This is a genomic window from Cedecea davisae DSM 4568, assembly GCF_000412335.2.
Classification (GTDB): Bacteria; Pseudomonadota; Gammaproteobacteria; order Enterobacterales; family Enterobacteriaceae; genus Cedecea; species Cedecea davisae.
This window is the reverse complement of record NZ_KE161030.1, coordinates 642,015-661,528: the sequence shown is the minus strand read 5'-3', so window position 1 is coordinate 661,528 and position 19,514 is coordinate 642,015. Positions and strand designations below refer to the sequence as shown.

The 19,514-nt window shown below is 55.3% G+C and carries 20 protein-coding genes and 2 tRNA genes; 10 read left to right on the top strand and 12 right to left on the bottom strand.

Annotated features, from left to right (window positions below; all coding sequences use genetic code 11):
- Positions 1-7 precede the first annotated feature (7 nt).
- Positions 8-844 (bottom strand): MurR/RpiR family transcriptional regulator, encoded by an 837-nt coding sequence (locus HMPREF0201_RS03150; RefSeq protein ID WP_039897940.1) that lies wholly within the window; start codon positions 842-844, stop codon positions 8-10.
- A 122-nt stretch (positions 845-966) separates the two neighbouring features.
- Between HMPREF0201_RS03150 and HMPREF0201_RS03145 the strand changes: the two genes are divergently transcribed.
- From HMPREF0201_RS03145 to hpxZ, 4 genes are read left to right on the top strand one after another with little or no spacing between them, the layout of a single operon-like run.
- On the top strand, positions 967-2,550 hold the full coding sequence (locus HMPREF0201_RS03145; RefSeq protein ID WP_016535017.1) for a gamma-glutamyltransferase family protein: 1,584 nt from the start codon (positions 967-969) through the stop codon (positions 2,548-2,550).
- A 9-nt stretch (positions 2,551-2,559) separates the two neighbouring features.
- The gene (gene hpxX / locus HMPREF0201_RS03140; protein WP_016535016.1) at positions 2,560-2,748 is read left to right on the top strand and encodes an oxalurate catabolism protein HpxX; all 189 of its coding nucleotides are present in this window, start codon (positions 2,560-2,562) and stop codon (positions 2,746-2,748) included.
- On the top strand, positions 2,745-4,121 hold the full coding sequence (locus HMPREF0201_RS03135; RefSeq protein ID WP_016535015.1) for an AtzE family amidohydrolase: 1,377 nt from the start codon (positions 2,745-2,747) through the stop codon (positions 4,119-4,121). Before hpxX ends, HMPREF0201_RS03135 begins: the two co-directional genes overlap by 4 nt.
- Positions 4,122-4,505, top strand: a complete 384-nt coding sequence (hpxZ, locus tag HMPREF0201_RS03130) for an oxalurate catabolism protein HpxZ (RefSeq protein WP_016535014.1) — start codon at positions 4,122-4,124, stop codon at positions 4,503-4,505.
- Between the two features lie 39 nt (positions 4,506-4,544).
- On the opposite strand, the gene puuE is transcribed toward hpxZ, so the two are convergent.
- The 3 genes from puuE to HMPREF0201_RS03115 are packed head-to-tail and all read right to left on the bottom strand — an operon-like array spanning position 4,545 to position 6,971.
- A complete protein-coding gene (gene puuE / locus HMPREF0201_RS03125; RefSeq protein WP_016535013.1) occupies positions 4,545-5,501 on the bottom strand; it encodes an allantoinase PuuE in 957 nt (318 codons plus the stop codon).
- A 16-nt stretch (positions 5,502-5,517) separates the two neighbouring features.
- On the bottom strand, positions 5,518-6,255 hold the full coding sequence (gene hpxA / locus HMPREF0201_RS03120; protein ID WP_016535012.1) for an allantoin racemase: 738 nt from the start codon (positions 6,253-6,255) through the stop codon (positions 5,518-5,520).
- A 2-nt stretch (positions 6,256-6,257) separates the two neighbouring features.
- Positions 6,258-6,971 (bottom strand): GntR family transcriptional regulator, encoded by a 714-nt coding sequence (locus tag HMPREF0201_RS03115; RefSeq protein ID WP_016535011.1) that lies wholly within the window; start codon positions 6,969-6,971, stop codon positions 6,258-6,260.
- A 142-nt stretch (positions 6,972-7,113) separates the two neighbouring features.
- On the opposite strand from HMPREF0201_RS03115, the gene HMPREF0201_RS03110 reads away from it, so the two are divergent.
- Positions 7,114-8,607: an NCS1 family nucleobase:cation symporter-1 gene (locus HMPREF0201_RS03110; protein ID WP_016535010.1), complete on the top strand. Its 1,494-nt coding sequence runs from the start codon at positions 7,114-7,116 to the stop codon at positions 8,605-8,607.
- A 166-nt stretch (positions 8,608-8,773) separates the two neighbouring features.
- Positions 8,774-9,697 carry a DMT family transporter gene (locus HMPREF0201_RS03105; RefSeq protein WP_039897939.1) on the top strand — a complete coding sequence of 308 codons (924 nt, stop codon included), beginning with the start codon at positions 8,774-8,776 and terminating at the stop codon, positions 9,695-9,697.
- Between the two features lie 118 nt (positions 9,698-9,815).
- On the opposite strand, the gene HMPREF0201_RS03100 is transcribed toward HMPREF0201_RS03105, so the two are convergent.
- Positions 9,816-9,892, bottom strand: a tRNA-Asp gene (locus HMPREF0201_RS03100).
- A gap of 134 nt (positions 9,893-10,026) precedes the next feature.
- Positions 10,027-10,758, bottom strand: coding sequence for a DNA polymerase III subunit epsilon (dnaQ, locus tag HMPREF0201_RS03095; protein WP_016535007.1), 732 nt, complete (start codon positions 10,756-10,758; stop codon positions 10,027-10,029).
- Between the two features lie 66 nt (positions 10,759-10,824).
- Here dnaQ and rnhA point away from each other — a divergent pair, with 66 nt between their 5' ends.
- The gene (rnhA, locus tag HMPREF0201_RS03090; RefSeq protein WP_039897938.1) at positions 10,825-11,301 is read left to right on the top strand and encodes a ribonuclease HI; all 477 of its coding nucleotides are present in this window, start codon (positions 10,825-10,827) and stop codon (positions 11,299-11,301) included.
- Here rnhA and HMPREF0201_RS03085 read toward each other — a convergent pair.
- A complete protein-coding gene (locus HMPREF0201_RS03085) occupies positions 11,249-12,016 on the bottom strand; it encodes a class I SAM-dependent methyltransferase (RefSeq protein WP_016535005.1) in 768 nt (255 codons plus the stop codon). The two genes, rnhA and HMPREF0201_RS03085, sit on opposite strands and share 53 nt — an antisense overlap.
- Before the next feature lie 36 nt (positions 12,017-12,052).
- On the opposite strand from HMPREF0201_RS03085, the gene gloB reads away from it, so the two are divergent.
- Together gloB and mltD are read left to right on the top strand one after the other, a co-directional pair.
- Positions 12,053-12,808 (top strand): hydroxyacylglutathione hydrolase, encoded by a 756-nt coding sequence (gene gloB / locus HMPREF0201_RS03080; protein ID WP_016535004.1) that lies wholly within the window; start codon positions 12,053-12,055, stop codon positions 12,806-12,808.
- 70 nt (positions 12,809-12,878) lie between these two features.
- Positions 12,879-14,252 carry a murein transglycosylase D gene (mltD, locus tag HMPREF0201_RS03075; protein ID WP_016535003.1) on the top strand — a complete coding sequence of 458 codons (1,374 nt, stop codon included), beginning with the start codon at positions 12,879-12,881 and terminating at the stop codon, positions 14,250-14,252.
- 45 nt (positions 14,253-14,297) lie between these two features.
- Here mltD and HMPREF0201_RS03070 read toward each other — a convergent pair whose 3' ends face one another.
- The 3 genes from HMPREF0201_RS03070 to HMPREF0201_RS03060 all read right to left on the bottom strand — a co-directional run bounded on the left by HMPREF0201_RS03070 (position 14,298) and on the right by HMPREF0201_RS03060 (position 17,260).
- Positions 14,298-15,065, bottom strand: a complete 768-nt coding sequence (locus HMPREF0201_RS03070; RefSeq protein WP_016535002.1) for a class I SAM-dependent methyltransferase — start codon at positions 15,063-15,065, stop codon at positions 14,298-14,300.
- 71 nt (positions 15,066-15,136) lie between these two features.
- Positions 15,137-15,940: an endonuclease/exonuclease/phosphatase family protein gene (locus HMPREF0201_RS03065; protein WP_039897937.1), complete on the bottom strand. Its 804-nt coding sequence runs from the start codon at positions 15,938-15,940 to the stop codon at positions 15,137-15,139.
- Between the two features lie 144 nt (positions 15,941-16,084).
- Complete coding sequence (locus HMPREF0201_RS03060; RefSeq protein WP_016535000.1) at positions 16,085-17,260, bottom strand: MFS transporter; 1,176 nt, start codon at positions 17,258-17,260, stop codon at positions 16,085-16,087.
- Between the two features lie 104 nt (positions 17,261-17,364).
- Between HMPREF0201_RS03060 and yafC the strand changes: the two genes are divergently transcribed.
- Positions 17,365-18,267 (top strand): DNA-binding transcriptional regulator YafC, encoded by a 903-nt coding sequence (gene yafC, locus HMPREF0201_RS03055; protein WP_016534999.1) that lies wholly within the window; start codon positions 17,365-17,367, stop codon positions 18,265-18,267.
- Positions 18,268-18,273: 6 nt separating this feature from the next.
- On the opposite strand, the gene dkgB is transcribed toward yafC, so the two are convergent.
- Positions 18,274-19,080, bottom strand: a complete 807-nt coding sequence (dkgB, locus tag HMPREF0201_RS03050) for a 2,5-didehydrogluconate reductase DkgB (protein WP_016534998.1) — start codon at positions 19,078-19,080, stop codon at positions 18,274-18,276.
- A gap of 175 nt (positions 19,081-19,255) precedes the next feature.
- Positions 19,256-19,332: transfer RNA gene (locus HMPREF0201_RS03045), tRNA-Asp, on the bottom strand.
- Between the last annotated feature and the right edge of the window lie 182 nt (positions 19,333-19,514).

The window sequence follows — 19,514 nt, the reverse complement described above, 5'->3', positions numbered from 1 at the left end:
CGGAGCATTAACGCTGTTCCAGCTCGTCCAGCTCTGTATACAATTCTGCGATATTATGGATACGCTGACGCCCGCTGGTCAATGACTCATGCAGCACCGCGTTTGCGAGTAAATTCACCAGGCTCATGGCGCTGCTATAGCTGTCGAAAGCGGAGACGCTGTCGAGCGGCGCGCTCAGGTGCCAGCGGGAATCCGCCGCGAGGCCGGAGGAGGACTCGCTCAGCACCACCAGCGGTATACCGCGCTGCTGCAAACTGGCGAGCAGAGGCTTGATGATGCGCGGCCTGCGGCGAAATGCCACGGCAACCACGCAATCGTCCGGGCCGATATCCACCAGCTCTTCCGCCAGCGTCTGCCCCGGCTGCGGCAGGAGCAACACCCCGCTGCGAATTTGCAGCAGCTGCTGGCGGAGGTGCATCGCCACAGGCCATGAATTTCGCATCCCGATGATAAACAAACGCTTTCCGCTGACCAGGGCATTAACTACCTCGGCAAACTGACCCGAATCCAGCTGATTCACCAGATTGGTCAGATTGGCCATTTCCTGCTTGTAGTGCCTCGCCAGCAGCGTGTTGCCCTGCACCGCATCGCGATTTTCCGTCAGCGGCATGCCGCTCTGGCGCAGGGTTCGTAGCTCGTCGCGCATATCTTTATAACGCTCGTAGCCCAGGCGTTTAAACAAGCGGCTTACGGTAGCCTTTGATACCCCGGAAAGCCGCGCCAGCTCGGCGCTGTTATAGCTAATCAGGTCGTCAAAATGATCGACAATGAACGAAGCTACGCGCTGCTCCTGCGGGGAAAATAGCGCCCATGAGGCCCGCAAACGCTCATCTAACTGTTTCATTCCGACTCCTGTAACTTTCGTTTCAGCGCAGCCTGACACAGTGAAACGATCTTCGTCAACCTGGAACATCTCTTGCTTCTGCTTTGCCTATCCGAGCGCAACATCTGCAAGAGAATAACAACATGCAAAGCAATATGGCCCCCAGCGGCATGGCGGTAGCGCCCCACCACCTGGCCAGCGAAAGCGCGCTGGCCGTTCTGCGCCAGGGCGGCGATGCCATAGAAGCTATGGTCGCCGCAGCCGCAACTATTACGGTGGTTTACCCCCATATGAACGGCATCGGCGGCGACGGCTTCTGGCTGATTGTCCCGCCGGAAGGGGACCCCATCACCCTCGATGCAAGCGGGGCGGCCGGCTCGCTGGCGACCCTGGACTTTTATGCCGGAGACACGGCAATTCCTCATCGTGGAAGCAAATCTGCATTAACGGTTCCCGGCACGCTCAGCGGCTGGGCGGAAGCATTAAAAGTTTCAGCGGAGCTTGGCGGCGGCCAGATACCGCTTTCGCGCCTGCTGGCGGATGCTATTCGCTATGCGGCAGACGGCATTCCGGTTACCGCCTCGCAGGCAAACGCGACCCAAAGTAAATACGCCGAGCTGGTTGATGTTCCCGGCTTCGCGCAAACCTTCCTTGAGCGCGGGGAGGTTCCCGCCACCGGCAGCCGTTTTACGCAGCCAAAACTGGCAGAAACGCTCTCGCGCCTTACCGTAGAAGGTCTGGATAGTTTTTATCGCGGCCCGCTGGCAACCCTGATAGCGGAGGAGCTGGCGGCTTTGGGCATCCCGGTAACCGGGGAGGATCTGGCAAACCATCGTGCAAAACGCGGCAAGCCGCTGCGCCTTGAACACCAGGCCGGAGAGATTTTCAACCTCGCGCCACCCACGCAGGGGCTGGTCTCGCTGGCTATCCTCGGCATTACAGATCGTCTGCACATGGCCGAAGCCAGTGAGGCGCAAACCGTACACCGCATCGTGGAGGCGACCAAAAAAGCCTTTGCCCTGCGTGACCGCCATATTACCGATCCGCGCCATATACCAGACCCGGTTCAAAACCTGCTGGATCCAGAAGCGCTTGATCTGCTTGCAGAGCAGGTTAGCGAGCAGAGCGCTGCGCCGTGGGGTAAAGGCAAAGGGCCGGGAGATACGGTCTGGATGGGCGTTATCGACGGGAACGGGCTGGCGGTGTCGTTTATTCAAAGTATTTATCACGAGTTCGGTAGCGGCGTGGTGCTGCCGAAAAGCGGCGTGCTGTGGCAAAACCGAGGCGCCTCTTTCAGCCTCGATCCGGCGCATTTACTGGCGCTGGCACCCGGCAAACAACCATTCCATACCCTCAACCCGGCGGCGGCCCGGCTTGCCGACGGCAGAACGCTGGTTTACGGCTCGATGGGCGGCGACGGCCAGCCGCAGACCCAGGCCGCCATCTTTACCCGCCACGTCATTCAGGGGGTGGATTTACAGGAAGCGGTAAGCGCCCCGCGCTGGCTGCTGGGCAGAACCTGGGGCCAGGCATCCGACAGCCTGAAACTGGAAAACCGCTTTAACGAAGAAACCTTCGCCGCACTTCGCGCCCTCGGCCATGAAGTGGAAACCCTGCCCGCTTTCAGTGAGGCCGTCGGCCACGCCGGGGCTATTGTTCGCCATACCAACGGCATGCTTGAAGGTGCGTGGGATCCACGTAGCAACGGCAGCGCCGCAGGCTTTTGAGGAGACGTTATGAAGCACCAACCGTTTAACTGGCCGGATTATATCGGGCTGATGGAGCAACTGCTTGCCGTTCCGCTGGACGACGAGCGCCGCAGGGAACTGGAGGTCCAGCTGGCACGTATTGCCGCGATGGCAGAGCCGCTGATGGCGTTCCCTCTGCCCGACCGTCAGGAAGCCGCCGGAGTCTATAAATTATGACCGCACTTTCCATCCGCCAAATTCGCAAGGGGCTACAAGACAAAACGTTCTCGGCCACCGAGCTTGCTCAGCAGACGCTGGCGAAGGTTGAAGAGCTTAATCCGCAGGTTAATGCTTTCACCGGGATTACCCAGCCACGCCTGCTTGAAGAGGCCGCAGCGGTGGACCTCTCTATTGCCCGGGGAGAGACACTACCCGCCCTTGCCGGGGTGCCCTACGCGGTTAAAAACATTTTTGATATTAAAGGCCTGACGACACTTTCCGGCGCGAGTCTGTTTGCTGAACAGGCACCAGCGCAGGAAGATGCATTTGCTATCACCCGGTTGCAAAAGGCGGGCGGCATGCTCGGCGGTGCGCTGAATATGGACGCTTACGCCTACGGTTTTACCACCGAAAATAGCCATTACGGCGCAACCAAAAATCCGCTCGACCTGACGCGTATTGCGGGGGGATCTTCGGGCGGCTCGGCGGCAGCCGTCGCGGCGGGCATGGTGAATTTCACCCTCGGCACCGACACTAACGGCTCCATTCGGGTGCCTTCATCGCTTAGCGGAATTGTGGGCCTGAAGCCGACGTTTGGCCGCCTGTCGCGCGGCGGCAGCCATCCGTTTGTCGCCAGTCTCGACCATATTGGGCCGATGGCCCGCAGCGTGGAAGATGTGGCGGCGGTTTACGATGTGCTTCAGGGGTATGACGGCAAAGACCCGTTCCAGGCGCGGCGAGACATTGAGCCCGTTTTCGACACGCTGGAAAGCCGTCCAGCGCTTCGCTGTGCGGTGCTGGACGGCTTTTTTGAGCGCTGGTGCAATGACGATGCAAAAGAGGCGGTACTGCGCGTAGCCAAAGCGCTTCAGGCTACGGAGCTGGCTTCTATGCCAGAGGCCGAACTTGCCCGCTCCTCGGCCTTCCTGCTGACGGCGGCGGAAGCAGGAAACCAATATCTTCCTGCCCTGCGCGTTAGCCCCGAGCGCTTTGAGCCTAACTCTCGTGAACGCCTGCTGGCCGGAGCCATGACGCCTTCCGCCTGGTACACCCAGGCCCAGCGCTTCCGCGCCTGGTTCCTCGAGCGCACGCTGCCGCTGTTCGACAGATTTGATCTGCTTATCGCCCCGGCCACACCTTGCAGCGCCACGCTTATCGGCCAGCAGACCATGAACATCAACGGCGTGGAGCTGCCGGTGAAAGCCAGTATGGGACTCTTAACTCAGCCGATTTCTTTTCTCGGTTTCCCGGTGGCCAGCGTGCCGCTAGCCACAGCAGGCGGTATGCCGATTGGCGTGCAGTTGATTGCCGCTCCGTGGCGAGAAGATACTTGCCTGCAAGCCGCACGTCACCTGGAGCGCCAGGGTGTATTACAGATGAAGGTAGATTAAATGATGCGAGAAAATATTGACCGTCCGGCGATTCTGAATGAAGTCACCGCGGCCTTTTACCGCTATGAGCAGGCGCTGATAAGCAACGATGTGGCGGTGCTGGACGAGCTATTTTGGGAAGATGCCCGCACCGTACGCTTTGGCGCGACGGAGAATCTTTACGGCATCGACCAGATCCGCGCCTTCCGCAGCGGCCGCTCGCCACAGGGGCTGGATCGTCAGTTGAGAAACACCGTGATAACCACCTTCAGCGACGAACTTGCGGTGGCCAGCACCGAGTTCACACGCGAAGGCAGCGATAAAATCGGCCGCCAGATGCAGACCTGGGTGCGCTTTCCCTCAGGCTGGAAGATTGTGGCCGCGCATGTAAGTTTGATGGGGTAGTTTTTCTCCTCCCGTCACGTCGGGAGGGGAATTAAATCACTAGCCAGCAAAAGGATGCATCTTCACCCAATGCTCGGCGATTTCCTGTCTTCTGCAAATCCACACGCACTCGTGCTGCTGCACGTAGTCCAGAAAACGCTGTAGCGCCCGGAAGCGGCCGGGCCGCCCCAGCAGGCGGCAGTGCATGCCAATCGACATCATCTTCGGCGAGGTTTCACCCTCTTCGTACAGCACGTCAAAGCTGTCTTTCAGGTAGGTGTAGAACTGCTCGGCGGTGTTAAAACCCTGTGCGGTGGCGAAACGCATGTCGTTGGCATCCAGAGTGTAGGGCACGATGAGATGCGGTTTTACGCTGCCGTCTTCGCAGGTAACTTTGCTCCAGAAAGGCAGGTCATCGCCGTAGTAGTCGCTGTCGTAGAGAATGCCGCCGTGCTCCACCACCAGCCTGCGCGTGTTCGGGCTGTCGCGGCCGGTGTACCAGCCCAGCGGGCGCGAACCGAATAAGTCTTCAAGGATTTCCATCGCCTGGTGCAGGTGCTGCCGCTCGGCCGCCGGATCCATATTTTGATAGTGGATCCAGCGCCAGCCGTGGCTGACCACGTCGTAATCTGCCGCTTTAATGGCGGCGACGATTTCCGGGTTACGGGCCAGCGCCATAGCCACGCCAAATACCGTCAGGCTCAGACCACGTTTCTGAAACTCATTATGAATACGCCAGAACCCGGCGCGGGAGCCGTATTCGTAGAGCGAGTCCATCGACATATGGCGGTCGGGATAGCTGGCCGCCCCGACGATATCGGAAAGAAATTGTTCGGAACCGGGGTCGCCGTGCAGGACGTTGTTTTCCGCCCCTTCCTCAAAGTTGAGCACAAACTGAAGCGCGATACGTGCGCCGTTGGGCCACTGCGCATGAGGCGGATTGCCCGCATACCCCGCGAGATCGCGCGGGTAGTTTTCGGTAAAGGGGTAACGCTTAGGTTTAGCTTCGGACTGCATATTTACTCCTATAACCTTAGCTCAGGCGGGAAAAAGAGCCGGAAAGCGGCTTTGGGTTAGGGTATGCAAGGTCGCCGAATTTGCTGGTGCCGATGCCGAGTGCGATAAGAGACTCCACCATTTTGACCGCAGCCGTCACGCCGTCGATAACCGGGATGCCGATTTCTTCGGTCAGCTCTTTCGCCAGGTTAGCCATGCCGCCGCAGCCCAGCACAATGGCTCCGCTGTTATCTTCTTTTTTAGCCTGAATGCAGCGCTCGCGTACCAGGCGTTGGGCAAGACCGGTGCCGTCTTCCAGCGCCAACACCGGCAAATCAATGGCGTGCAGCGCCGCACAATGGTGTTCAAAACCATACTGGCGCAATAAATGACGAGCGATGATTACGGTGCGCGGCAGCGTGGTCACGATAGAAAAGCGCGTAGCCACCAGCGTTGCCATGTGCATGGCCGCCTCGGCAATCCCGATGACCGGACCGCTTGCCAGCTCACGCGCCGCCAGCAGCCCCGGATCGCCAAAGCAGGCAATAACATGGCCGTTTGCGCCCTGCTCTTTACCCCGTTTGATTTGCTCAAGCACGCCGATAGCTGCGATGGCTTCATCAAAATGCCCTTCAATGGACTCCACGCCCTGCTCCGGGCAAACGGCGAGAATTTTCGTGCCCGGCGCGGCCACGCTGCGGGCCGCCTCGCCAATTGTGTGGGTCATCGCCACGCTGGTATTCGGGTTGATCACTTGAATGATGGGCTGCTGCATGATTAGTCCTGTCTGGTGCCAAAGAGGCGTGCGAAGTCCGGAGTTGTTTCACCGCCGCGCTCAAAATGCAGGCTGGAAACGATATGTTCAAAGTGGTGCTGCATCGCAAGCGTTAGCGGCTCAAGCTCTTTATTGCGCAGCAGATCGATAAGGTTTTCATGATCGTCGCAGCGGCAGCCACGCTGCCACGGAGCGCCCCAGGCGGCGATCACCAAAGATGAACGGTGCGTTAACCCGGTGACCATCTCCGTCAAAACCGCGTTACCCGAAATAGCCTGGAGCTGAATATGGAATGCGGCCGAGAGGCGGATAGCCGCCGGACCGTCGCCTTCGCGGTGCGCTTTCTCTTCTTGTTGCGTTATTTTGCGCAGCGCGGCGAGGTGAGGCGCCTGAATATGTTCAAGAACATGAGGCAGGTTGGCGCATTCAATAACCGCCCGGGTCTGGAAGATAGCTTTCGACTCTTCGACGTCCGGCATGGCAACAAATGCACCACGCCCGGGCAGCATGGTGATCATTTGCACCGTTGCGAGGCGCGTGAGCACTTTGCGGATCCCGGTGCGGCTGATGCCAAAAACTTCTGCCAGCGCTTCTTCCGGCAGCTTACTGCCGGGCGGAAGTTGATGTTCAACCATCGCCGTCATCAACGATTGCCAGATAAATGCTTCTTTTTCCTGTAATTCCGCCGGGGCTGTGACCCCAAAATCACGTTTCATTCACGACTCCTGTTAGCACCCTGCCACCTCATTTTGTATACAATATCATTTATAATTGAATACAAGAAACGCAAACCTGGCCTGGTTCCTGCAATACCTCTGGCAGACATAATCCACCTTCTGTTTTATAGGAGCAGATCCCATGCCAGGTATAAAGAACAACGCAACAGCCACGAAAGAGAGTGCCAACGCAGGCTACAGCCCGCGCCTGTGCAACGATGACCTGGCCCCAACCCGCAACCAGACTTGGTCGTGGTACAACATCTTTTCGTTTTGGATGTCCGATGTACACAGCATGGGCGGCTATGTGGTCGCCGCCAGCTTCTTTACTCTCGGGCTTGCCAGCTGGCAGGTGCTGATTTGCCTGCTGGCCGGGATTTGTATTGTGCAGGTGTGCGCTAACCTGGTAGCTAAACCAAGCCAGATGGCGGGCGTGCCGTATGCGGTCATTTGCCGTCAGGCGTTTGGCGTGTTTGGCGCAAATATTCCGGCGGTGATCCGCGGGCTTATCGCTTTCGCCTGGTACGGTATACAAACTTATCTGGCGGCCAACGCATTAATGCTGGTGCTGCTGAAGTTCTGGCCGACGCTTGCCCCGATGACCGGCGTTAGCTTCCTTGGCCTGTCCCAGCTTGGCTGGATTTGCTTTGGTATTATGTGGGTGCTTCAGGCGCTGGTGTTCTGGCACGGCATGAACGCTATCAAACGCTTTATCGATATTGCCGGGCCTGCGGTGTACATCGTGATGATGGCGCTGGCCGGGTGGATCCTTTACCAGACCGGATTCGACGGTATTTCCTTCACCTTAGCCAGCAAACATCTTAGCTCCGGCGAGCAGGTATGGCAGATGATCACCGCAACCGCGCTGGTGGTGTCCTACTTCTCCGGCCCGCTGCTTAACTTTGGCGATTTCTCCCGCTACGGGAAAAGCATGCAGGAGATCCGTCGCGGTAACCGCTGGGGTCTGCCGTTTAACTTCCTGCTGTTCTCCATCGTGACGGTTGTGATTGTTTCCGGTACTCAGTCGCTGTTCGGCAAAATGATCACCGATCCGATTGAAACCGTCAGCCATATTGGTAACAGCCTGGCAATGGCGATTGGCCTGCTGACCATGATAACGGCCACTATTGGGATCAATATTGTCGCGAACTTTGTTTCTCCGGCATTCGACTTCTCTAACTGTTCACCGCAGAAAATTAGCTTCCGTGCGGGCGGGATGATTGCTGCCGTAGGTTCGGTGCTGCTGACGCCGTGGAACCTGTTCCAGTCGCCGGAACTTATTCACTACACGCTGGACGTTCTGGGATCGTTTATCGGGCCGCTGTTCGGCATCCTGCTGGCCGACTTCTACCTGGTTAAGGGCGGCACGATCCACGTCGACGATCTGTTTAACGACACGCCGAAGGGCCGCTACTGGTACAGCAAAGGCTTTAACCCAAAAGCGATTATCGCCCTGGTGCCTTCCGTTGCCGTTTGCCTGACCATCAGCTTTATTCCTTCGCTGCATGAAGTGGCAAACTTCAGCTGGTTTATCGGCGTGTTCCTGGGACTGAGCTGCTACCGCTGGCTGGCGCGCAGTGAAAAAGGCGCAGTTGCGGTTGGCTTCTCTGGCCGCGTCGCGACTTCTAAAGAGTAAAAATAAAGCCCGGGTCATCGAGATCCGGGCTTTTGGCTGGCTTGTTAATTCTCGACATACTCTTTTTCCTCTCTCCGAAGACTTTCTTGAATAGCGGGGCCCGACACGGGGTAATATATCCCTCCTCCATTCTTTCGAGCCAAATCCTGTGTCTAAGGAGCTCCCATTGCTCAGCAGTAAGAAGTCGGCCACCGAGGCTACGCCCCATTCGCCACCGGCCTGGTATGTTTTATTTCTTTTCACTCTTCCGCCCCTGCTTTGGGCGTGCAATTACATTGTGGGTAAAGCCGTTCGTAACGATATTCCCCCGGTCGGGCTGACCTTTATGAGGTGGCTGGTGGCGCTGGTCGTGATCCTGCCTTTTGCCTTCCCGTATATAAAAAGAGACTTTCGCCGTTATCGGGAGTACGCCGGGTGGATTATTGCCGTGTCGGTTACCGGCATCGTTTGCTTTAGCCTGCTGGTTTATATTGGGCTGCACCATACTTCCAGCACCAACGCCCTGCTGCTCAACTCCTGCATTCCGGTGCTGATTATGCTGTTTGGCGCGCTGTTTTTTGGCCACAAGCTCAGCATCAAACAGGTTGTGGGCCTGGCAATTTCCTGCTGCGGCGTGCTGTTTATTATCTTTAAAGGCGATATTCACGGCCTGATGCAAATGGCGTTTTCGTCGGGCGACCTGATGCTGCTGGCGGCGATGGCGTGCTTTGCGCTTTATACGCTGTGGATACGCAAGATCCCTTCAGACATTAGCAGAATGGGGCTATTGGGCGTTCAGGTTGCTATTGCCCTGGTGGTAACATTGCCGCTGTGGCTGCATGAAATAAGCACCGGGGCCGTGCCGGACTGGAACACGATGACCGTTTCAGCGGTGGTGTTTCTCGGCGTCTTCCCGTCGTTTGTTTCTTATCTGCTTTATGGCCGCTGCGTTGAGACGGTGGGCGCCCCCCGTGCCGGGCTGAGCATTCACCTGATCCCGGTGTTTGGCGTAGTGCTATCGCTGATTTTCCTCGGCGAGACGCTGCATCTTTTCCATATCATCGGCATTGCGACTATTTTAGTTGGAGTGGCGCTGGCCAGCAGACGCTAGCGTTTATTCAGGCGGGCCCCGCGTCAAAAGGTGCGGGGCGAATATCGCAAGACGTATCCACCTGGACGGCAGAAACGACGAAGGCCTGAATCATTGCTGACTCAGGCCTTCTAAATTGTGGCGGAACGGACGGGACTCGAACCCGCGACCCCCTGCGTGACAGGCAGGTATTCTAACCGACTGAACTACCGCTCCGCGTTTTGTTCCCCGTCGGGAACGAGGCGAATATTACGGTTTGCCCCGGAAACCGTCAATGCTTTTTATCACAAAATTAACCGTTTGCTTTAAAAACCACCTGAGTGATGATTTTTAACTCATTTTAGCCATTTTTAGCTGCGCCACAGGCAGCTTCCGCCCTTCTTTTGCACCAAATCGAGGCGTGATTCATGGGCAATCAGCTCTTCATCGCTGGCGTGAATAACCCGCATGCCCGACGCCCGGCGCACAACGCGCTGTATTCCATCATTGCCCTGCTGCTGCTGAACATCCCCTTCCATAGAAAACTTCAGCGATGTCTGCCCGCCGGTCATCATCAGATAGACGTCGGAGAGGATCTGGGCATCGAGTAATGCGCCGTGCAGCGTACGTTTGCTGTTGTCTATTTCGTAGCGCGAGCAGAGTGCATCGAGGCTGTTTCGCTTGCCCGGGAACATCTTACGGGCCATCGCCAGGCTGTCGGTAATCTTACAGAAGGTTTCTGTTTTTGGGATATCGCGCCGCAGCTTGCTGAACTCGTAGTCCATAAAGCCGATATCAAACGACGCGTTGTGAATAACCAGTTCGGCACCGCGAATGTAGTCGAGAAACGAGTCGGCCACCTGGTCAAACGTCGGTTTATCTGCCAGGAACTCGTCGGCGATACCGTGAACGCCAAAGGCTTCCGGATCCACCAGCCGGTCCGGCTTCAGGTAGACGTGGAAGTTATTGCCCGTCAGGCGGCGGTTGATAACTTCAACCGCACCAATCTCGATAATGCGATGCCCCTCGTAGTGAGCACCGATTTGGTTCATACCGGTGGTTTCGGTATCGAGGACTATCTGTCTGGTGGCTGTAGAAATCATATAGCTGTGCTCATCGCGCTCGTTTATGTCAGACTTGGCTTTTTCATCAAAGGAAGTCTACCAGAGATGCGTAAACAGGTAGAAGTTTTCACCGACGGCTCCTGCCTGGGTAACCCAGGCCCGGGCGGCTACGGTGCAATTTTACGGTACAAGCAGCACGAAAAAATTTTTAGCGAAGGGTTTCGCCTTACGACCAATAACCGCATGGAGATGATGGCCGCGATTGTTGCGCTTGAAGCCCTAATCGAGCCGTGCGATATCGTGCTGAGCACCGACAGTCAGTATGTGCGCCAGGGAATCACCCAGTGGATCCATAACTGGAAGAAACGCGGCTGGAAAACGGCTGACAAAAAACCGGTAAAAAATGTCGATCTTTGGAAGCGCCTGGATGCCGCGCTGAACCAGCACGAAATCAAGTGGGAATGGGTTAAAGGCCACGCGGGCCACCCGGAAAACGAACGCTGCGACGAACTGGCCCGCAACGCTGCGTCTAATCCTGTTCGTGAGGATGTGGGTTATCAGCCGGATGCGGCTGCGCCTTAACGGCTTCACTATACTGCCGCGTCGCACCTACCGCGGAGCGAATCTGATTTTTCGCTTTGCGGCTCTTCATCGGGTTCAGGGTCAGCGGCAGCGTGCGCTTACGCGCCACGATAACGTGCATACAGCCGAGCGCCGGTAAATGGGTGCTCAACATCTTTCCCCCCTGCCGGTGCCAGGGCAGCACCTGAAAACTCCGCCGGTACATCACTTCAAAGTTAAGCAGTGCAAGCCAGTCAAACTGACGCATAGGGGTAAACATGCGGCTATTATATGGCACGCGTTTGCGCAGGAACGGGATTGTCTTGCCCAGCCCCAGTAAACTGATGGGGTTAAAGCTGCTGAGCACAATCCAGCCGTCGTCAATCAGCACTCTGTCTACTTCACGCAGCAGGCGATGAGGGTCCGGGCACCAGGGCAACGTGTGGGCCAGCAGGCAGGCATCAACCGATTTTGCCGCGAAAGGCAAATGCAACGGATCGGCATTCACCTGTAGACTCTCTCCCTGAAGTGCCACATTGACCTGATGCGAAATAGCACAGGCTTCGGTGTCTATCTCCGCACTCAGATTACCGATTTTCAGCAGGTGAAAACCGAACATTTTGCCAAGCCACGGGCGCAGCTGCTGGTTGAGCGCTTCCCGGTAGTATTCTCCCCAGGGCAGTTGCTCCCAGTGATGGGGGGAAGTGAGAATGTCAGGTATCCTTGCCGGTTTCATCACTACCTTCCTAATAGCCTAACGAGAGGTTGAATTATGAATCTTAACAGTATTCGCGCCTTCCAGGACAACTACATCTGGGTGCTTAATAACGAGTCGGGAAAATGCGTGATTGTCGACCCGGGCGAGGCCGCTCCGGTACTGAAAGCTATTGAGGAAAACGACTGGCAGCCCAAGGCGATTTTGCTGACGCATCATCATGCCGACCACGTTGGCGGCGTCCTGCAGCTTAAAGAGAAATACCCGGCGATTGAAGTGTACGGCCCGGAAGAAACCCGCCTGAAAGGCGCGACCCGGATAGTAGGCGAAGGCGACAAGTTTAGCCTGTTTGGCGAGGAATATAGCGTCATAGCAACACCTGGTCACACTTTAGGCCATATCTGCTTTTTTAATTTTCCTTATCTATTCTGCGGTGACACGATGTTTTCCGGCGGCTGCGGGAGGCTATTTGAAGGCACTCCAGAGCAGATGTTCAATTCATTTCAAAAGCTTAACAAGCTCCCTGCGGAAACATTAATTTGTTGCGCACATGAGTATACGGAATCCAACATCAAGTTTGCCTTAAGTATTTTACCCGAGGATGAGCAAATAGTCGGATATTACCGAAAAGTGAAGGAGTTACGCGCAAAAAACCACTCAACCTTGCCGTCCTCGCTGCAAACAGAACGCCAAATAAATGTTTTTTTACGCATGGAAGATCCTGTTTTAAAAAGTAAAATCCAAAAAGAAACAAACTTGCAACAACCCCAGGAAATATTCGCCTGGTTAAGGGCAAAGAAGGACAGCTTCTGAATTTTCTGGTTGTGTTGTCGAAAAGGCGACGGTATTATCGCTCGTCTTTTAAGCAACCATTGACACACACATGAAGGCAAAAGCGATACTACTCGCCTCTGTCTTGCTTGTCGGGTGCCAGGCGTCAAAGCATGACGCTAACATTCAACAGCACGCACAGAGTCTGTCTGCAGCTGGTCAAGGTGAAGCAGGAAAGTACACGGGTCGAGCGACCTCTGCGCGATGGATGGATGATGGAACCTTCCTCGCGCAAGATCAAAACCTGTGGAACTTCATCGGCAACGAGCTAAAGATGGGGATACCGGAAAACGTCCGGATCCGCGAACAGAAACAGAAGTACCTGAGTAATAAGAGCTATCTCCACGATGTAACATTACGGGCAGAGCCGTATATGTACTGGATTGCCGGGCAGGTTAAGAAACGCAACATGCCGATGGAACTAGTACTACTACCCATAGTGGAGAGCGCTTTTGACCCCCACGCGACGTCTAGCGCGAATGCCGCAGGCATTTGGCAGATTATTCCAAGTACGGGGCGCAATTACGGTCTTAAGCAGACCAAAGCGTACGATGCACGCCGCGATGTAGTGGCTTCAACCACCGCAGCGCTGGATATGATGCAGCGTTTAAATAAGATGTTTGACGGCGACTGGTTGTTGACCGTGGCGGCGTATAACAGCGGCGAAGGCCGGGTGTTGAACGCCATTAAAGCGAATAAATCGCGGGGTAAACCTACCGATTTCTGGTCGCTTGCTCTGCCACGAGAAACAAAAGTATACGTACCCAAGATGCTGGCTTTGAGCGATATTCTCAAAAATAGCCAGAGGTACGGTGTACGTTTGCCGACGACGGATGAAAGCCGCGCGCTGGCGCGTGTTGAAGTCAACAATCCGGTTGAGTTAACGCAGGTTGCCGAAATGGCAGGCATGTCGCTAACCAACCTGAAGACCTTCAACGCCGGCGTGAAGAGTTCAACCGTTGGGAAAAGCGGCCCGCAATATGTGATGGTGCCTAAAAAACACGCGGCACAGTTGCGTAGCTCCCTCGCCTCCGGCGAGATTGCAGATGTTCAGCCAACGTTAGTTGCGGATAACCGCAGCAGCGCGGGCGGCAACAAATCTTATAAGGTGCGTTCCGGGGATACCCTGTCCAGCATCGCTTCCCGCCTCGGCGTGAATAGCAAAGATTTGCAAAGCTGGAACAAACTGCGCGGCACGCACCTGAAAGTCGGGCAAACGCTCAGCGTGAATAATGCTGGTGCGCAGTTAGCCGACAATAGCAGCATCACCTATCAGGTGCGCAAGGGTGATTCCTTGTCGAGTATTGCTAAACGTCATGGCGTGAACATCAAAGATGTGATGCGCTGGAACAGCAGTACAGATGACCTGAAGCCTGGAGATCGGCTGACGCTGTTTGTCAGCGGTAATTCTTCACCAGAGACCTGATAAGCACTAAAAAGGCACCTTACCGGTGCCTTTTTCTTTTCTGCGTTACGCCTTCCAGGCCTCCAGCATAATGATATCGCTGGTAAACGAGCCGTCCCGCTGTAATTCAAAGTAGTGTTTGACCTCATCCGAGGCGCTTTTCTGATAGGCGCGGATAGCGTCCGACAGCACTATCGGCGTTCTCATTCTGGCTATCCAGCTGGAAAACTCGAGGTTCAGACGGTCGCACAATACGCTGCGGGTCATCAGGCCTGCATCGTTAAACAGGCTCAGCCACTCGCCGCTGGAATAGTTGCGCACGTGGGAAGTATCTCGCAGCGCTTCCACCGTTTGCAGCCAGATATCCTTCACCGGATGCCCCGGAGAGGTGACGTCCATAAAGATAGCCACCCCACCCGGCTTAAGGACGCGCTTAACCTCACGCAGGGCCTGGCCGACGTCGTGCCAGTGGTGCGCCGAATAGCGGCTAATCACCACATCAAAAGTGCCCTCATCGAAAGGCAGCTCTTCCGCGTAGCCCTGACGGGTAGCGATATTGGTAATGCCGCGCGTGGTTGCGGCATCCGCGACTACGGCCAGCATTTGCTCTGATAAATCGTAAGCGACGACTGATTTAACTTTTGCGGCAGCAATAAAACTGGCGTGCCCTGCCCCGCATCCCATGTCCAGCAGAACGGCATTAGGAAAATCGTTCAGGCGAGCGCTAAGGCGCTCCAGATCCCGCCCGGAGGCATGAACCGTGCTGGTTAAATAAGCGCTGGCCTGGGAACCAAACTGCTGACCGACTTTGTCGTGATGGGATTGTGTTGTCATCGTTATGTCCTTGCGGTTAAGTAAGAAAAAGGGCAGCGCACAGGTCTGCCCAACGGCAGACCTGACGAACCTTATTTCAGCTCAGGCTTGCCGGGACGGAATTCAACTAGTAGCGGGTTGTGATCGGAAGCGCGGGTTACCAGCACGGAGGCTTCGGTAACGTTCAGGCCACGGTAGAAGACGAAATCGAGCGGACGACCAAACGCCCGGCGGCGGTGATCGTCGGTAAAGCGAACTTCACGCAGCGTCATCTCACGCGCAAAGCGGAACAAGGCATTCATACGCGGGCGGCTCCAGGCATTAAAATCACCGGCCATAATAACCGGCCCATTGTGATGCCCGATTTGATCGCCAATCGGCCCCAGTTGCTTGCTGTAGACATCTACGCCAAGGCTAAAATTGACCGCGTGGATATTAATAACCATCAGCATGCGGCCATCGGGAAGCGGGTAAACCGTCACCAGAGCAGATTTAGATAAGCGCAGGATAGGCTCGCGTTCGCGAAGCGGGCAGCAATAAACGGGATGAGCAGCAGAAAGCGTCATGACGCCAGACGGGTGCTGCGGTAACACAAAAGCGGGAACCTGGTCGGCCGCCAGATAGTTGCTGGTGGCAAACCTGACTAATTCAGGGGTGGTTTGCGCTTCCTGCAATAACACCAGTTGCGCATCTTTACCGAAAGTTTGCAGCACCGAAAGCCAGTCGGCCCGCTGCTGCTTAAAGATGTTCCACACCAGTACCCGCAAATTGCCCTGACCGGGCAACGGTTCACCGGGTGGTAATGCCTGACCAATGTTAGCAAACGAGCCGGGAGGCAAAATTCGCTCCGCTGGCTGTCCGGCTACATATCGCATGGCATAGGTATTCTTGTGCACGTTTGACTGACGACCTCTGTAACTCAAAATGCCCACAGGGCGTGGGCTATCTTTCAGTTATAGGGATTTTAGCGCAGACTTTCAACGACCATTACAAACCAATGCAATTCAGGAGCGTAAAACGCTACGCTCCTGTCGGGAGATTCAACCCATTGCTACACGAGAGCGCTTATCCAGTTTACCGCTCACGCCAATCAACAGCAGGGCAAAGACAACAATTACGGCACCGATCCACGGAGTCTGCGCCAGGCCATAGTTTTGTACCGTCTGGCCACCAATAACAGAGCCGATAGCGATACCCACGTTAAATGCGGCGATGTTCAGTCCAGAGGCGACATCGACGGCGTTAGGCGTGAACTGTTCCGCTTTCTGTACCACGTAGACCTGCAACCCTGGCACGTTACCGAAAGCAAAGATCCCCATAATCAGAATCGTAATCAGCGCGCCGATATGTGAGTGGGCGGTGAACTGGAATACCAGCAGCAGCACGGCCAGAGCAGCAAAGATGAACTTTAATGCCGGAACAGCGCCGTGGCGGTCCGCCAGTTTGCCTCCCCAGATATTACCGATAGCAACGGATACGCCATAACCAAGCAAGATCCAGCTAACTGCCGAAGGTGAAAAGCCTGCAAGATCCTGCATCATCGGAGCAAGGAAGGTGAAAGCGGTAAACACGCCGCCGTAGCCCAGAGCGGTAACCAGATAGATCAGAACCAGGCGCGGGTGGGTTAATACCTGCAATTGCTCTTTAATACTCGCCAGCGCACGGTTTGGAATATCTTTCGGGATAAGGATCATGCTGCTCACCAGCGCAATCGGGCCAATTAGCGATACCGCAAGGAAAGTCTCACGCCAGCCAAAGTGCTGCCCGATGAAGGTTCCCAGCGGCACACCGGTCACCAACGCGACGGTCAGGCCGCCGAACATAATTGCGATGGCGGATGCGGCTTTCTCTTTTGGTACCAGGCTGGTAGCGATGGTCGAGCCAATAGAGAAGAACACGCCGTGAGCCAAGCCGGTAAGCAGACGCGCAACCACGAGAGTCTCATAATTAGGCGACAGCCAGGCCAGCACGTTACCGGCGGTAAACAGCGCCATCAGGCCAATAAGCAGCTGCTTACGAGGCAGTTTACCGGTCAGGGCCGTCAGCACCGGCGCACCGATAGCAACGCCAAGAGCATATATAGAGACCAGCAGCCCTGCGGAAGGCACAGAAATAGCCAGCTGATCGGCGATGGTGGGCACCAGCCCGACAAGAACAAATTCGGTAGTGCCGATTGCGAAGGCACTGATAGTCAGTGCGAGAAGCGCCAGAGGCATAATTTACTCCATAACAGGTGTCTTTTGATGACACGTAGTATGGCCGGATGTTTAAATAACAAAAATATGTAAAATCTCAATAGAATTTTGCTTGTGGAGCAACAATGAAGGCTACTTCTGAAGAACTCGCGATATTCGTTGCGGTAGTGGAAAGCGGCAGTTTTAGCCGCGCAGCGGAACAGCTAGGCCAGGCAAACTCTGCGGTAAGCAGAGCCGTTAAGAAGCTGGAAATGAAGCTGGGCGTTAGCCTGCTTAATCGAACCACACGCCAGCTGAGCCTGACGGAAGAAGGCGAGCGCTATTTTCGCAACGTGCAGCAAATATTGCAGGCGATGGCAGCGGCAGAAAATGAAGTGATGGAGAGTAAGCAAACGCCACGCGGATTATTACGCATTGATGCCGCTACGCCGGTGATGCTGCATTTGCTGATGCCGCTCATCAAACCTTTCCGCGAACGCTACCCGGAAATGACGCTTTCACTGGTATCGTCTGAGACGTTTATCAATCTGATTGAGCGCAAGGTGGATGTGGCTATTCGGGTGGGCACTCTCACGGACTCAAGCCTGCGTGCCCGCCCACTATTTAATAGCTATCGGAAGATTATCGCTTCGCCTGATTATCTGGCAGCGCGCGGTACACCGCAAAGCGCCGAAGATCTCATCAGCCACGTTTGCCTGGGTTTTACAGAGCCTTCTTCACTTAACCGCTGGCCAGTTGCCCAGGCCGACGGTCAGCTATTAGAGATAACGCCGGGGCTGTCATCAAACAGCGGAGAAACGCTCAAGCAGCTATGCCTGACGGGTAATGGCATCGCGTGTCTGTCGGACTTTATGATCGATAGGGAAATTGAAAGCGGGGAATTTGTCGAGCTGCTGGCAGACAAGCGTTTGCCGGTAGAAATGCCGTTTAGTGCGGTATATTACAGCGATCGTGCGGTAAGTACCCGCATCCGGGCGTTTATTGATTTTCTCAGTGATGCGGTTAAACAGCCCCCGAAGGGGCCGTAGTCAGGATTAATTATCCCACTTCGGAGCAAGGCCTTCCGGGCTGACCAGGCGGTCATTACATTCGAGAGTCGCAATGGCTGCCATATCTTCTGCATCCAGCTTCAGAGTCAGCGCCTGAAGGTTACTTTCCAGGTTGGCGCGTTTGGTAGAAGAAGGGATGACTGCATAGCCTAAAGCCATCGCCCACGCCAGAATAACCTGAGCCGGAGTCGCCTGATGTTTTTGCGCAATACGAGCGATGGTTTCATCCGCCAGCGCTTTGCCGTAAGCAAGCGTCATGTAGGAAGTGATGTGGATGTTATGCTGTTTCGCCCACTCAACGACCGTGCGGTTTTGTAGGTACGGAGAGAGCTCAATCTGGTTGGTCGCAATATTCTCTGCGCCAACGGCATCAATCGCCTGCTGCATCAGTTCGACGGTGAAGTTAGAGATCCCAATCTGGCGGGTCAAACCGGCTTCTTTAGCGGCCAACAGCGCCTGCATAAATTCTGCTACCGGTACGGCATCATTCGGTGACGGCCAGTGGATCAGAGTCAAGTCAACGTAGTCAGTACGCAGCTTTGCCAGGCTCTCTTTCAGGCTTGGGATCAGCTTGTCTTTGCTGAGGTTCTCAGTCCAAATTTTTGTGGTAATGAAGAGCTCTTCGCGTGGAATTCCACTCTCTTCCAGAGCCTGGCCAACGGCCGCTTCATTATCATAGATTTGCGCGGTGTCTACGGCACGGTAGCCGAGTTCCAGTGCGGTTTTAACAGATGCGATGACGACGTCGTCTTTCAGGCGGAAAGTACCAAGACCGAATGCAGGGATTGCCATTTTTATACCTCATTAAAGGGTGTGCGTTTGTATGAGGAAGATTATGGCCGGGATAACTTTGGCGAAAAAGACGAATAAATGCAGAAGATTTTTGCTCAGAAAGCAACAATCTGGCTGTTTTTAGGAATTTCAGATACAAAAAAGCCCTGAGTCTAAGACTCAGGGCTTAAATAAGTGGCGGAACGGACGGGACTCGAACCCGCGACCCCCTGCGTGACAGGCAGGTATTCTAACCGACTGAACTACCGCTCCACCGAATTTCTTTACAACCACCGGTTTGTTGCCCCGGTTTACTGCTAATTTGATGCCTGGCAGTTGATGAACTTGCGTTCACCCTACGGGCCGCTGCTTCGCAGCGTTCTGACTCACCTTTCGGTTCGTCAGTCCTACTCTCTGAGAGTAGAGAACTGCCTCGTATTACTACCATTACTGCT